This is a genomic window from Burkholderia sp. RF4-BP95 (genome assembly GCF_001521985.1).
GTDB classification, from domain to species: Bacteria; Pseudomonadota; Gammaproteobacteria; order Burkholderiales; family Burkholderiaceae; genus Burkholderia; species Burkholderia diffusa.
Map to the genome: position 1 here is coordinate 919,999 of NZ_LOSX01000018.1, position 14,583 is coordinate 934,581.

Annotated in this window: 11 protein-coding genes and 1 pseudogene; 8 read left to right on the plus strand and 4 right to left on the minus strand. The window is 63.8% G+C overall.

The genetic code is table 11. The features are described from left to right. Positions 1-7 precede the first annotated feature (7 nt). The 3 genes from WS46_RS08585 to tssB form a co-directional block, all read right to left on the minus strand. Positions 8-2,347, minus strand: coding sequence for a type VI secretion system Vgr family protein (locus tag WS46_RS08585; RefSeq protein WP_059690134.1), 2,340 nt, complete (start codon positions 2,345-2,347; stop codon positions 8-10). A gap of 85 nt (positions 2,348-2,432) precedes the next feature. Beyond that, the gene (gene tssC, locus WS46_RS08590; protein WP_059690135.1) at positions 2,433-3,965 is read right to left on the minus strand and encodes a type VI secretion system contractile sheath large subunit; all 1,533 of its coding nucleotides are present in this window, start codon (positions 3,963-3,965) and stop codon (positions 2,433-2,435) included. Between the two features lie 73 nt (positions 3,966-4,038). Continuing rightward, positions 4,039-4,551, minus strand: a complete 513-nt coding sequence (gene tssB / locus WS46_RS08595; RefSeq protein WP_059690136.1) for a type VI secretion system contractile sheath small subunit — start codon at positions 4,549-4,551, stop codon at positions 4,039-4,041. Between the two features lie 574 nt (positions 4,552-5,125). On the opposite strand from tssB, the gene tssK reads away from it, so the two are divergent. The 6 genes from tssK to tssE all read left to right on the plus strand — a co-directional run bounded on the left by tssK (position 5,126) and on the right by tssE (position 12,806). Next, positions 5,126-6,478, plus strand: a complete 1,353-nt coding sequence (tssK, locus tag WS46_RS08600) for a type VI secretion system baseplate subunit TssK (RefSeq protein ID WP_059690137.1) — start codon at positions 5,126-5,128, stop codon at positions 6,476-6,478. Beyond that, positions 6,475-7,215 carry a DotU family type IV/VI secretion system protein gene (locus WS46_RS08605; RefSeq protein WP_059690138.1) on the plus strand — a complete coding sequence of 247 codons (741 nt, stop codon included), beginning with the start codon at positions 6,475-6,477 and terminating at the stop codon, positions 7,213-7,215. Before tssK ends, WS46_RS08605 begins: the two co-directional genes overlap by 4 nt. Next, a complete protein-coding gene (locus WS46_RS08610; protein WP_059690139.1) occupies positions 7,212-8,939 on the plus strand; it encodes an OmpA family protein in 1,728 nt (575 codons plus the stop codon). Before WS46_RS08605 ends, WS46_RS08610 begins: the two co-directional genes overlap by 4 nt. A 94-nt stretch (positions 8,940-9,033) precedes the next feature. After that, positions 9,034-9,519, plus strand: coding sequence for an Hcp family type VI secretion system effector (locus WS46_RS08615; RefSeq protein ID WP_059690140.1), 486 nt, complete (start codon positions 9,034-9,036; stop codon positions 9,517-9,519). A gap of 133 nt (positions 9,520-9,652) precedes the next feature. Then, positions 9,653-12,358: a type VI secretion system ATPase TssH gene (gene tssH / locus WS46_RS08620; RefSeq protein WP_059690141.1), complete on the plus strand. Its 2,706-nt coding sequence runs from the start codon at positions 9,653-9,655 to the stop codon at positions 12,356-12,358. Positions 12,359-12,371: 13 nt separating this feature from the next. Continuing rightward, complete coding sequence (tssE, locus tag WS46_RS08625) at positions 12,372-12,806, plus strand: type VI secretion system baseplate subunit TssE (RefSeq protein ID WP_059690142.1); 435 nt, start codon at positions 12,372-12,374, stop codon at positions 12,804-12,806. Positions 12,807-12,848: 42 nt separating this feature from the next. Here the strand turns inward: tssE and WS46_RS36390 are convergent. Continuing rightward, positions 12,849-12,968, minus strand: a pseudogene (locus tag WS46_RS36390) (ABC transporter substrate-binding protein); the annotation flags it as partial. 124 nt (positions 12,969-13,092) lie between these two features. Here WS46_RS36390 and WS46_RS08630 point away from each other — a divergent pair. Together WS46_RS08630 and WS46_RS08635 are read left to right on the plus strand one after the other, a co-directional pair. Next, positions 13,093-13,998, plus strand: coding sequence for a serine aminopeptidase domain-containing protein (locus WS46_RS08630; protein ID WP_059690143.1), 906 nt, complete (start codon positions 13,093-13,095; stop codon positions 13,996-13,998). Next, positions 13,995-14,426 (plus strand): MarR family winged helix-turn-helix transcriptional regulator, encoded by a 432-nt coding sequence (locus WS46_RS08635; RefSeq protein ID WP_059690144.1) that lies wholly within the window; start codon positions 13,995-13,997, stop codon positions 14,424-14,426. The genes WS46_RS08630 and WS46_RS08635 overlap by 4 nt, the downstream gene beginning before the upstream one ends. Positions 14,427-14,583 lie beyond the last annotated feature (157 nt).

The following is a 14,583-nucleotide window of genomic DNA, read 5'->3' on the forward strand; positions in this document are numbered from 1 at the left end:
GATGAGCTTATTCAGAGAATCCGAAGTTCGTGGCGTTCTTCACGTCGTTGAGTGGCACGTCGGACCACGTCGGAAATTTGAAACTGCCGCCGTCCGGGTCGTCGATTTTCAGGTTGCCCTTGAGCTCAATTTCTCCGGCTGGACTGCCGAGGATGATCTTGCCGCCCGAGAGCTTGATGTATGCTCCCGCCCCGTCGCCGATCGTGACACCCTTGCGACCCGTGACGATCACCTCGCCATCTGATGAACTCGCCACAAGATTCTGCAGCGACATCAGTTCCATCCCATCGCCCTGGGCCTGAACCTGTACCTTCCCCTTCGCTGCCAGGATCCGGATGCCTAGTTTTGCCGCAAAAAAGGAAAGCGCTTCGCCAGCGGCCATCGTGATGCGCTTCATGACGCCGATGTCGACCCCCTCACCGGCAGTCACAAACATCTGCCTGCGAGCGGCGACCTGCACGTGCTGACCGCTGGCGATACCGATGCCCTCCGGCGCGGTTGCGACGATGACCGACTTCTGAAGTTTGCTCAGCTTCTGCTCGATCAGGGTGCGCTGCTGCTCGACTTCGGCCTGAAGCGCCTTCGCAGCATTCGCGGTGTCATTGAGGGAACGCAGGATTTGTTCAGCCTGCTCAAACGTTGCATCTCCGTCCTGCATGGCGAGCTGTTGACCAGACGCGCCAGGTTGTGCCTCGGCACTGAACAGCATCCCCTTCGCGCCGCGCACGGCGACGTGGCCGTCTGAGCGAAGCTCGGCACCTCGGCCTCGCTCCTTGCGCTCCCCATCGACCATGTGCCCGAGATTGAGCTCACTGGTCTGAAACGGCGTCGTCAGATGAATATGCTCGACGCCTTCCTTATCCTCCATCCGCAACTCGTTCTGCGCGGCCGTGCGGATCAGGTTCCGGGTGTGATTCAGGTTGTTGACGAGATCCGGATGCAGGCTGTCGTGCATCGCGCCGATAATCACGGGCCGATCCGGATGGCCGTCCGTAAAGACGATCGCCACCTCCGCCCCGTCGATCAGCGGGAAATGATGCCCATAGTTGTCGCCGCTATACGGCTTCGCGAACCGCACCGGCCGGCTCGTGCCACCCGGACTCCACTCATCGAGGTCGAACGGTAGCTTGATCACGTACCAGCCCTGCTCGGTCAGGTACGCGTACTTGTAGTCGCCCGGTGACGTAATGCGGGCCGGCAGGATGCCGTCGATAGCCGGTCGCTCGATCGAGGCCATCGGCGTACGCCAGACCCGGTCCGACGCAATTCCCTCGAAGCTCACCCAATACGCGTCGCTGCGCCCGCCGCGCGATTCGACCGACGTGATGAAGATCCCGTGCTTCGCATCGGCCTGAACCGGGTCGACGCGCATCACCTCGCCCGCTTCGAGCCAGAACGGATTGCCCGTGCCGTTGAAGGTGATCTGCGCGGCTAGATACTCCTCGTGGCGCCGACGGGCGATCTGCTGACCTTCCTCCGGCGTCTCGTAATGCTCGCCCCAGCGATAGTCGATGCCGTTCGTCGACTTGTCCGCTCGCGCGGCGTTTTCCTCGACGAGCAGCGACACACCGGCCTGCCGGTGGTTGTAATCGTGCAGCCGCACGGCTTCAGGCACGCGCCGGGTCCGCTTCTCGAGCGTCTTGATCGCGTCCCGGCCGGCGCTCTCCAGCCCCGAGTCGCGCCGATACGACACGGTACGCTGCTTGCGCGCGTACGCATCGAGATCATCGCCGAACACCAGCACCGCGTGATCCTTCTTCTGCTCCCAGCGAAACCAGATTCCCTCTTCCGCGCACAGGCGCCGGATAAAGGCGAACGTGGTCTCGTGATACTGGGTGATGTATTCGTGCCGCTTGTACTTCCCGCGTAGCTGGAACTGGAAGTCGACGCCGGCCCGGTAGCCGTAATGGCGTAGGGTATCGGTCACGATCTCCTCGACCGACTGCTTCTGGAACAGCCGGCTCGTCACGCCCCGATTCAGATCGGCGAGCGTCGGCTCGAGCCGGACCCGATAGTGCGTCTCGTCCGCCGAGGTGCCGAGCTCATCGAACTCCGTGATAACGCCGTGGATCGTGTACGCCGGCGGCATCTTGCTGAATTGCGCCGCCCGCTCGCCGAACATCCTGCGCAGATAGTCCATGTTCGGATCGACCGGGGCGATGATGAATTTTGCCGGGCGACCGACCATCTGATCCATCGGAATACCGGCCATCGGGCTCGTGAACTCGATGTCGTAGCGATACAGCTCGCTCACGGCATCCCGCCCCGCGAACTTGAGGACGGACGTTGGCGCCGGATGTGGCGCCAGCTTCAATTCATAAGACTGGGTAGGCAGGATCATCGACATGCAGGAATTCTCATGAACGCGCGAGAGGGACGGACAACAACGCCGGGCCATGACGGCCCCGGCGGCTCATGCGACAAACGTCAAATCAGCTCTTGGCCTTCGGCATCTGCGACACCAGCGACAGCCCGATGTCCATACCCTCTACCTGGAAGTGCGGGATGATGAAGAGCTTGATACGGAAGAAACCCGGGTTGTCCTCGATGTCCTCGACTGTCACCTTCGCGTCGCGCAGCGGGTGCGAGGCCTGCAGCTCGTCGCCCGGATCCTTCATCTCGGTCACGAGACCCTTGATCCAGCTGTTCAGCTCGAGCTCGAGCAGACGCCGATCCTTGGTCGTGCCGATGTTCTCGCGCTGGATCAGCTTCAGATAGTGGGCAATCCGCGACAGCAGGAAGATGTACGGCAGGCGTGCGTTGATGCGGCTGTTGGCCGTCGCTTCCTTGGTCTCGTACAGCGCGGGCTTTTGCGTCGAGCTGGCCGAAAAGAAGCACGCGAAGTCGTGGTTCTTGTAGAACGACAGCGGAATGAAGCCCAGATTCGCGAACTCGAACTCGCGCGTCTCCGGAATCAGCACTTCCGTCGGGATCTTCGGCTGCACGCCGGTGCCGAGGTCGTACAGGTGGACCGGCAGGTCCTCGACCTTGCCGCCAGCCTGCGGGCCGCGGATCTGCACGCACCAGCCGTTGTTCACGAAGCTGCGCACCATGTTGGCCGCGAACGCGAAGGAGGCGTTGACCCACAGGTACTTGTCGTGGTCCGGGCCCTTCACGGCTTCGTCGTAGTTGAACGCGCGTACCGGCGTCGTGTCCTTGCCGTACGGCAGGCGCCCCAGCACGCGCGGCATCGTCAGGCCGACATAGCGTGCGTCATCGGTGTCGCGGAAGCTCTTCCACTTGATGTACTCGGCGCGATCGAAGTAATTGCCGATGTCCTGAATGGCCGCCACTTCCTCCATCGACTGCTTGCCGAAGAACGCTGCGCCGACCGAGCCGATAAACGGCATGTGCGCGGCGGCCGCCACCTTCGAGATGTTGCGCAGGAGCGCCACGTCCATCGGCGAGTTCTCGAACTCGAAGTCACTGATCATCGCGCTGATCGGCTGGCCGCCCGGCGTGTCGTATTCCTCGATGTACGTCAGGCGATACAGGCCGCTCTGGATCAGTTCCGGCGTGTCCTCGAAATCGCGTTGCAGCGCATCCTTCGATACGTCCAGCACTTCGATGCGCGCATTCTTACGGAAGTCCGTGCGTGACACGAGCATCTTGAGACCGCGCCAACGGCCCTCGAGCGCCTGGAATTCCGGCGTATGCATCACGGCGTCAAGCTGGCGGCTGATCTGCCGGTCGAGCTGACCGATATGGAAATCGAGTAACGACTTGTCGAGACGGTCGACCGGCTTGCTTTCCTTCGCGATCAGGTTGAGCAGCGCGTCCATGCCGCGCGCGACGCGTTCGTCGGCCGATGCCTCCGACAGTGTGTCGTTATCGCGGAACGCTTCGAGCGGACGCGCCTCGGCGACCGTCTTCAGGTTGATCTTGTTGCACAGCGCGGCGTAGACGCTGTCGTTTTCGAGCACAACGGTCTCGGCTGCCCCCTGACGGGATTCGTTCTGTTTCATTGCTTGTCCTGTCTGCGTATGTAACGCGATCTGGTTGCGGAATGCGGTAAAGGCTCGCTTGGGCCGGCCGCGTTCAGGCATGGCCTTCCGGTTGCGTCGCGGCCGTCGCGATCTGCGACAGCTCGCCGCGCAGCTTGTCAGACAGGCGCTTGTCCTTCAGGATCTTCTCGAACTCGCGACGGAACGTGCCGTTGTCGAGCAGGTTGCTCTTCAAATCGCGCATCAGATTGCGCATCGCCAACATCGCCTGCAGTTCCGGGATCTGGCGCGCAACCTGTTCCGGCTCGAAGTCCTTCATCGAGCGGAACGACAGATTTACCGGCAATTCCGAGCCATCGCCGGCCAGGGTGTTCTCCGCGGCGATCTTGAGATCGGGCGCATAGTCCGCCAGGACCGCATCGAAGTTGTTCTTGTCGATGTTGACCTTCTTGCGGTCGGCCAGCGGCGCCTGCTCGCGGCCCGCGCTGAAGTCGCCCGCCACGAGCAGCTTCAGCGGCAGCTCGATCTTCTTCTGGGCGCCGCCCGTATGCAGATCCAAGGTAATTGAAACGCGACTTTTCGGAATTTCTCTCTGGAAGCTATCCATTTGTAATCCTTAGTTGTTAATGGTCGAGCACGGCGCAGACGCACACCGCATCCGGCACGATGTCGACGTGGTCGCTACCTTGCGCACGTGTGCCACGCACCTGATGCACGGTGTGTCCCGATCGATTATTCATCGTGTGGTCTCCGTTCGTACGGCGAAATCGAACGGGACTTATACATGGGAAACACGGCACACGTCAAAGCCCGTTGCGTATTCGCCTCGAAATAAAAGCTCAATAAAACGTCAAATTACGTGTCTAATTTTTTATATTTAACGTTTATCAACATCAATTCAGACAAATCCTAGCGAAATCGCACAAGCGATCAATTATCTCGGTATTTCACATCGCAACACATGCCCGTCAGGCAACGCCCGAACCACTATCTCCAAATGGCAATAATTCCGTAATCTCAATAAGAAAAAACCAAACAAATGTGCCATCACTGTTTTTCCGCCTCACCTTCCGCCACGACGCCCAATTAGTAAACCAAACTACTTGGCTATTTCACTACGCGATGAAGATCATGTATAGGCTTACGCCCTTGACCCGATAACGAACAAACAGACCATACTCATGCGGATCGATAAACCGCTGTTCCACGAGGGGCTCATCCTGACGCAGCAGCATTTCCAACAGCAGCAGCGTTGGGCCGAATTTGCGCTCCATCAATTCGCGACGGCTGCGCTCGCGCAACCGTGGGGCACACTGGGCGTCGAGGTCGACGAGGAAGCGCTGGCCACTGGCCGCATCAAGCTCACGCGACTCAAGCTTCGGTTTACGGACGGCACGCCGATCGATACGACCCTCGCCGATCCGCTGCCTTCCGCGCGCGATCTGACTCAAGGCGTCCCCGCCGATCAGCAGAGCGTTGTCGTGCTCGCCGCGCTCGCACTGCCGAATGCGAACGGCAACAACTGCCGCTTCGACGAGGCCACACTCGCGCGCCCACGCCGCTCGTACCGGGAGTTCGTCAAGGTCACGGACCTGAACGGGACGGGCGAAACGGAGATCGCGGCCGAGCGCCACGCGGTGCGCCTGCTGTTCGACTTCGAGTCGCATGCGGACGACACGGTTTGCGCGATCGCACGGCTTACGCGAGGAACAAATGGCCAATTCCAGGTCGATCAACGGTTCGTGCCGCCGTGCCTGACGCTCGGCAGTCATCCACTGCACCTTGAGCGCATCAATCGCCTGGCGGACATCCTGCATGCCAAGAGTCTCGCGCTCGGCGTGCGCCGCAGCGAGCGCATCGATCAGGTCGCCGAATACGGTGTCGCCGATGTACAGCTCTTCTGGCTGCTTCACTGCATCCATGCCGCGTGGCCGCAACTGAGGTTGTTCGCCACCCACCCGGGCCGATCGCCGGAGCACCTGTACGCCACGCTCGCGCAACTGGCCAGCGCGCTGATGACCTTCTCGACTTCGTCTGATCTCACGGACATTCCGGCGTACGACCACGCGCGTGCCGACAAAGTGTTCACGAAGCTCGAAGCGATGATTCGCGACCTGCTCGACGCGATCATTCCGTCGCGCGTCGTGTCGATCGGCCTCACCCGCCAGAGCCCGACGACGTGGACCGGGCAGTTCCTCGACGAGCGGATCGTCGAAGACGCTGCCGATTGGTACCTGTCGGTCAATGCGCCGACACCCGCCTTCACGCTCGTCGAGCAGTTCCCGCGGCTCTGCAAGATTGGCGCGCCGGACGAAGTCGAACACATCGTCAATTCCGCGCTGCTCGGCATTCCGCTCAAGGCCGTACAGCGTGTACCGGCCGCGATTCCGGTGCGGCTCGACAACCAGTATTTCGCGCTCGATTCGAATGATCCGGCGCATGCCCGGATGCTCGCCGCGCGCGCCTGTCAGATCTACCTGCCGGCGTCCGTGCCCGACGCCTCGCTCGAACTCTACGCGGTGCTTCGCTCATGAACGCCCTGACTTCTGGCCGTAGTGAAGCGGCCCTCCCGCAGGAAGCGCCTGGCGCAGGCCGCGTGCCGGGTAGCGGTATCCGGGACCTGCTGAGCAATACGGCGCTGCTCGTCACGACGCTTGCGCCGGGCGGCCGGACGCGCGATGCGGACGAATTGCGCGAACACTGCGGACAGCTCATCAACCAATTCTCGACCGCGCTGCAGCAGCGCGGTTATCCGGACGACGTACGCAATGAGGCGCTAATCGCGCAATGCGGCTTGCTCGACGAGGTGGCGCTGCGGCATCTGCCGCTCGATGTAAGGTCCGAATGGGCCGGGAAGCCGTTGCAGGTCGAGCGCTTCGATCTGCACGATGCCGGCGAGCGCGTGTTCGACCGGCTCGAGGAGCGCATGCGAGAAACACCGCCGCAGACCGATCTGCTCGAGTGTTATTCGGCCATCCTCGGGTGCGGTTTCGTCGGCCGCTACGCCCGTGATGCGCTCGAGGGGGAAGCAAAGCGCGCGGCGCTGATCGATTCGTTGGATGCCCGGTTGAACAAGCTCCGCCCATCGTCGGACCGGCCGTTCATCACCGATCGCGCCGGCCTGCGCCTGTCCGACTGGTTCTACCGGCTGTCCCCGTGGGCGATCGCGGGTTTCGCTTGCATAGCCGCGGCGATCGTCTGGGGTGCATGGGCCACGGGGCTCGACATGCAGGTTGCGCAACTCGTATCCGCAAAGGTCGCCCGGCCGTGAAATCCGACCTGCCTGTCCTGTCCGCGACATCGGCGCCGGCACCCGACCATCCTCACGAGGGGCTCGGCTACCCGTTCCGAGTGATGACCGTGTTCGCGACCACGTCGGCGCTTGCGTTGATCTGGCTTGTGCTGCCGCTCGAGCGCGGCATGGTCTGGACGCTCACGGCGATCATCGGGCTCGTTGCCGTCGCGCTTATCGGGTGGCGCAGCCACCAGTTGTTCCGCGTGCGTGAGCAAAGCGCACACATGCTTGCGGCGCTCGGTGAGGCGACCGTGGAGATCCCCGTCAAACTTCGCACGCGCATGCCGTTGGTGCTCGTGACGGGCGACGGCTTGTCGGCGCTGTTCAACCGAGCTGGAGAGGCACGACATGCGCACGTCGGCGACGGCGGGATCTGGCTGCGCGTCGACCGCGTGCAGGATCTGCCACGGCTGGCCGTGGCGGTCAGGCAGTGGCGCGATGGACGCGCGCCGGACGGCGTCGTGCTGACGGTCGCGCCCGCCCTGCATACGGGAACGGACATGCTGACACAACAGCTGCGTGCCGTACGGCAGGCGTTCGCCGATGCGGCGCGCATGCTTGGCGTGAGATTGCCCGGGTATGTTGCGGTCTATCAGCGGCTTACGACCGGCCCCGCCAGTCCCGCGATACCGCAGTGGTACGGGGTGTCCTTCGCTACCCGCCTGGTGGACGCGGGCCGTTTCGAACCGGTGATCCGTGCCGCCGAAAACGAGATGCAGCACGCCGCCGGAGAACAGACCACGGCGGTTCGCACCGCGGCCCTCGCATCGATCATCGGATGGACGCAGCGGGTCGTGATCGGCGCACTGACGGATCGTCATCATCCGGCGACGCCCTCGACACTGTTCGGCGCCGGCTGGATCGACTGCGGCCCCGAGAGCGGAACGGGGAACCCTTGGGAACGTGACGTCGAGATGCAGACCCGGGTGATGCGGGCCGATGCCAGCGCCTCGCCACTGCCGTGGCCGCTGCCGCAACCGTTGATCGAGGCGATGCCTCACCGGCATTGGATATCGCCACGCATGGCGGCCATCGCTCATGCGCTCGCGTTGCTGGCGTGTGCGGCCGCTGTCGCCTTCTGGGGCGCCGCAAAAAATAATGAGGCGTTGCTGACGCGTATCAGCACCGATCTCGATCGGTATTCGATGACCCCGGCCGCGCACGATGCCGCGAAGCGCGACGCATTGAAGGTCCTCATCGCCGATCGCGACCGGCTCGACTTGTATGCGCGCACGGGTGTTCCGCTGCGCCTATCGTTCGGCATGTACCGGGGCATGCACGTGATGCCGGCGCTGAACGACGCGATCGCCTCCTACGAACCGCCCCCCGCCCCGCCGCCACCCGCCGTCGTCACGCTGGACAGCATGTCGCTGTTCGACAGCGGCAAGTCCCGACTGAAGTCGGGCACCACGCGCGCGATGGTCGGCGCGCTCGACATGATCAAGGCGCATCCCGACAAACGGATTCTCGTCGCGGGCTACACCGACAACGTCGGTAATCCGGATAGCAACCTCAAGCTTTCGACGGCGCGCGCGCAAGCCGTGCGCGACTGGCTGATTGACGCGTCTGGTATTCCGGCCACGCAGTTCGCCATCCAGGGCTACGGCGTGACGCGGCCGATAGCGGACAACGACACGCCCGACGGGCGCGCGCGAAACCGACGCGTCGAGATCACGCTGATCCCGGACGTCGGCAAATAGAAACAGTTTTACCCCCGGAGCAAACCACTTCGGGATTCTGAGGCTCGGGGGCTGACTCCGGGTATTGGTAGTAGTACGAAAAATGGAGTGAAAGATGGCAATTCCGGCATATATGTGGCTCAAGGACGACGGTGGCGCCGACATCAAGGGATCGGTGACGGTTCAGGGCCGCGAAGGCAGCGTCGAGCTCGTCGAATTCGGTCACGGCGTGCACATCCCGACCGATGGCAACACGGGCAAGCTGACTGGGACGCGCGTACACAAACCGATCACGCTGACCAAGGAAACCGACGCGTCGACGCCGTACCTGTACAAGGCGGTAACAAGCGGCCAGACGCTGAAGTCGGTTGAGATCAAGTGGTACAAGATCGACGACGCGGGCAAGGAAAAGGAGTACTTCAACACCAAGCTCGACAACGTGAAGGTCGTCGCCGTGAATCCGGTGATGCACGACATCAAGAACCCGGACTACGAGAAGCACAACCACCTCGAGAACGTGGAGTTGCGCTACGAGACGATCACCTGGTCGTACAAGGACGGCAACATCATCCACAAGGATACGTGGAGCGAGCGTTCCTGATCCTGACCGAATGGTCGGAACCGACTGGCTCCCTGGCGGTTCCTTGCCGGCCTGACCGATTCAGGCTGGCCTTTTTATATCCGCGGGTGGCGCGCCCAACGGCTGCCGCCGCCCCAATCCCGACCGCCCTGTCATGACTCTGCGAGACACCACTCACTTGCTCCGCCAGCTCAATCCGCACTGCGCGAAAACACTCGAGGCGGCCGCGAGCCTATGCCAGGGTCGGCTTTCGGACGAAATCACCGTCGAACACTGGCTGCTGAAGCTGATCGAGGCAGGCGACGGCGACATTTCGGCGGTCCTGCGACACTACGGGATCGACATCGATGCCGTCTGGATTGCGCTGATCGCCGCGATCGAGCACCTGCCCCGCAACCTGCGCGGCAAGCCGGCGCTTTCGCCGCAACTGGCAACGATGCTGCAGGACGCGTGGCTTCGCGCATCGCCCGAGGGTGACGATGCGTCGATCCGGTCAGGTAACCTGTTGCAAGCGATCGTCGACGCGCCGCACGTGTTGCGCGCTCAGAATGCATGGCCGCTGCTGTCGGTCAGCAGCGCACAGATTGAGCGGCTCCTGCCGCGTCTCGCGCACCGCTCCTGCGAAAGCAGGCTCGACGGACACGAAGCCGATGCCGGCGAGCCGGTCACGGCGATGTCTAACGATGCGCGTGCGGGCACGCCCACGGCTACCGAAACGCAAGCGCCCCGACGGACGACCGAGGGCGACGCACTCGCCCGCTTCGCGATCGACCTGACCGACAAGGCCCACAACGGCCGGATCGATCCGGTGTTCGGCCGCGATCGCGAGATCCAGCAGATGGTCGACGTGCTCGCGCGGCGGCGCAAGAACAATCCGATCCTCGTCGGCGAGCCCGGTGTCGGCAAGACCGCGCTCGTCGAAGGCCTCGCGCTGCGCGTCGCAGAGGGAAGCGTGCCGAACGTGATTCGAAATGTACGCATCCTCACGCTGGACCTGGGTTTGCTGCAGGCCGGCGCCGGCGTGAAGGGCGAATTCGAGCAGCGCCTGAAGAACGTGATCGACGAAGTGCAGGCGTCGCCCGTGCCGATCCTGCTGTTCATCGACGAAGCGCACACGCTGATCGGCGCGGGCAATGCCGCCGGCGGCGCCGACGCCGCGAACCTGCTCAAGCCCGCGCTCGCGCGCGGCGAGCTGCGCACGATCGCGGCCACTACGTGGTCCGAGTACAAGGAATACTTCGAGCGCGACGCCGCGCTCGAGCGCCGTTTCCAGATGATCAAGGTCGATGAGCCCGACGACGACACAGCGTGCCTGATGCTACGAGGGCTCAAGAGCCGATACGCGACATACCATAATGTGCACATCAGGGATGAGGCGCTCGTCGCCGCGGTCAAGCTCTCGCGCCGCTACATTCCCGCGCGGCAGTTGCCGGACAAGGCGGTCGACCTGATCGATACGGCCGCCGCCCGCGTACGCATGGGTCTGGAATCCCCGCCGGCGGAGCTGCAGCGCGCCCGGGCCGCGGTCTCCGCCCTGGAACTGGAAGTCGACATGCTCGAAGCCGATCAGCAAGCCGGTATCGACGGTGCGGACGCACGCCGTGCCGCGCTTGACGCAGCGCTCGCAAACGCGAAGGCAACGCTGGCTGATTTGCACGCGCGCTATGAGCACGAGTGCAAGCTCGTTCAGGCGCTGCACGAACAACGCGACCTCGATCCATCCAAGCGCGACGACGCGTCGCTGGCGCACGCACGCCACGCGCTCGCCAGCGTGCAGGGCAAGGCGCCGTTGATCTTCGCCGACGTCGACGCCCAGGCGATCGCGCGCGTGGTCGCCGAGTGGACCGGCGTGCCGGTCGGCAATCTGGTCGAGGATGAACTGCGGAGCCTGCTCGCGCTCGAAGCTCAGCTCGCCACGCGCGTGGTCGCACAGGACGACGCGTTGGCTGCACTGGCCGAAAGCCTGCGTACCGCGAAAGCGGGACTCAAGAACGAGCATGCGCCGCTCGGCGTCTTCCTGCTCACCGGGCCATCGGGTGTAGGCAAGACCGAAACGGCGCTGGCTCTGGCCGACCTGCTGTTCGGTGGACAAGGTGCGCTTACGACGATCAACATGTCGGAGTACCAGGAATCGCACACGGTGTCGCAGTTGAAAGGCTCTCCGCCCGGCTACGTCGGCTATGGCCGCGGCGGGATCCTGACCGAGGCCGTGCGGCAACGCCCGTACAGCGTCGTGCTGCTCGACGAAGTCGAAAAGGCGCATCGCGACGTGCTCGACCTGTTCTATCAGGTGTTCGACCGCGGCATGATGCGCGACGGCGAAGGGCGCGAGATCGATTTCCGCAATTGCGTGATCCTGATGACGTCCAACCTCGGTAGCGTCCAGATCGACGAGACGACTGCCGACGATGCCGAAACATCGCAAGCCGACCTGATCCGGGCCATTCATCCGCAACTCGTGTCGCACTTCCAGCCGGCTCTGCTCGCGCGCTTCCAGACACTGGTTTACCGGCCGCTCGACGTGACCGCACTCGCTTCGATCGTACGTCTGAAGCTCGCCAAGATCGCCGACCGCTTGCGCAGGCAGCATGAGGTCGAGCTCACGTGCGACGACTCGCTGATCGGCGCAATGGCCGAGCTGTGCCGTGCTCGCGAATCCGGCGCGCGCAATGTCGATGCATTCCTCAATCAGCGCATTCTGCCCGCCGTGTCCCGTGAGTTGCTGGCGCGTATGGCTGCCGGCAACACACCGGCCCGGATCTTGCTCGCGAGTTCGGCCGACGGCAACGTGACGATCGACTTCGTCGATCGCGACAACGCTGTCGTCGGCCATCCGGCGCCCGCGGCGATGATCGCATAACAGGAGCGACACCGTGCCGGCAGGCCCATCCCTTTATGACATGCTGCTCGGGCAGATCGGTGGCGAACCGCTCGATGCGTACGACGACCGAACGCTGGAATGCCTGAGCGTGCAGCAAAACGTGCGGCGCATCCTGAACACGCGCGCCGGCGCGCTCGAGCATCTGCCTGACTACGGTCTGCCGGACCTGACGAACATCTACAAGGCGCTGCCGGCGTCCGCGCACATGCTCAAGGAGCAGATGGAAGCGACGCTGCTGAAATTCGAGCCACGCATCCGTTCGATCGACGTCGAGATACTCGAGAACGACGACCCCGGCGTGCTCGTGAGTTTCGAAATGACGTGCCATCTGAAGAAGGCCGGACTCGTTCGGTTCGGCACGTACTTCGAGCCGCCCGGGCGGATGCGGTTGGAGCGAATGCAACAGGCGAAATCCGGCAGATATTGACCGTTCCACAAATCGCGACATCACCAAAGTGTGGCCTGCTTTCAGCAAGGAGCGGCCGAGGACGCCGACGTCAATCGCGTTGCCGTTCAGGCTTTCGCCGACGGGCGTGGCCGCCTGGAAGTGCTTCCACTCAATCGTGTACGGCAGATCCTTCAGCACGCCGGGAACACCGTCCACCGGGCTTCACGGCAAGTCGTTCGAATGATTCCTCGACAGATATTTCGCGCACGAAATAAATCCCGAACTATATTTCGCATACGAAATACCTACCCGAACGAGGACGGCCATGACGTCGGAACCTGTCGAGTTTTGCGCCGCCGACGGCTATACGCTGCGCGGCACGCTGTGGTCGCCGGACGCGTCGCCGCGCGCGCTGGTGTTGATCCATCCGGCCACCGCCGTGCCGGAGCGGCTGTACGCGGGCTTCGCGCGCTTCCTGACCGAACGCGGCTTCTCGGCGCTGACCTACAACTATCGCGGCATCGGCGCGTCGCGGCCCGCGCGGCTGAGCGCGCTGCATGCCAGCATGCGCGACTGGGTCGAGCTCGACGTCGGTGCCGCGATCGCGTGGGCGCGCAATGCGTACGCGGGGTTGCCGCTGGTGGCGGTCGGGCACAGCGTCGGCGGCCATGCGATCGGGCTGTCGGCCGGCACCGCGCACCTGCGCGCGGCCGTGCTCGTCGCCGCGCACGCCGGCAGCACGCGGCTGATTTCCCGCGCGACCGAACGGCTGAAGGTGCGGCTGATCCTGCGCGTGCTCGGCCCGCTCGCGTCCGCACTGCTCGGCTATGTGCCCGGCAAGCGGCTCGGGCTCGGTGAGGACCTCCCCGCCGGCGTGTTCCGCGAGTGGAGCCGCTGGACCACGTTGCCGCGCTACTTCTTCGACGATCCGACGCTCGGCGCAGCCGAGCGCTTCTCGAAGCAGCAGTTGCCGATTCTCGCGCTCGGCTTCGACGACGATCCGTGGGCGAATCCGCCCGCGATCGACCTGCTGGTAAGCTACCTGACCCGGGCGGCCGTCGAACGCCGTCAGATCGATCCGGACGCCGCGGGCAGCGGACCGGTCGGACACATGGGCTTCTTCCGCAGCCGGCCAGGCACCGTGCTGTGGCCGGCAGTCGCCGACTGGCTCGCGCAGGCGCTCGACGCGGGTCGCCCGTCCCTTTCCATTGCAGCCGGGAACCAAGCTTGAGCGAAGACCGACGACTGTTTTTCCTGTTGAACATCGGCCAGCGGCGCGTGCAGCGCTGGGTCGACCGCAAGGCCGAGACCGATGCGCGCGCCAGCGCCGCGCAGGCCGGCGTGCTGTTCTGCCTCGCGAGGCAGGACGGCGCGCTGATCGGCGAAGTCGGCGCGGCGCTGCAACTTGCGCCGTCCGCGATGACGGGGCTCGCCGACCGGATGGCGAAGGCCGGCCTGCTCGCGCGGCACGCCGATTCGGACGACGGGCGGGCAACGCGCCTGTTCCTGACCGACGAAGGACACGCGGCGCTCAAGCGCGCGCGCGTGGTGCTGCGCGAGCTGAACGGCAAGCTGTGCGACGGATTTTCCGACGAGGAACTCGACGTCGTCGCGCGCTGGCTCCACGCGTTGCAGGACCGCTTTCCGGCCGATCGCTGAACGGCGCCGGCGGTGCGCTGCATCGGCAAGATACCGCGTAATCGATAGCGATTCCGATTCGCGCTTTCGATTCGGTTTCCGAACTTTCAGGCGGAAAATTTTGCGTTCCGGATCCGCTGCTTCGGCAACGCTTTCCGGCTACGTCCTGTTACAAAAA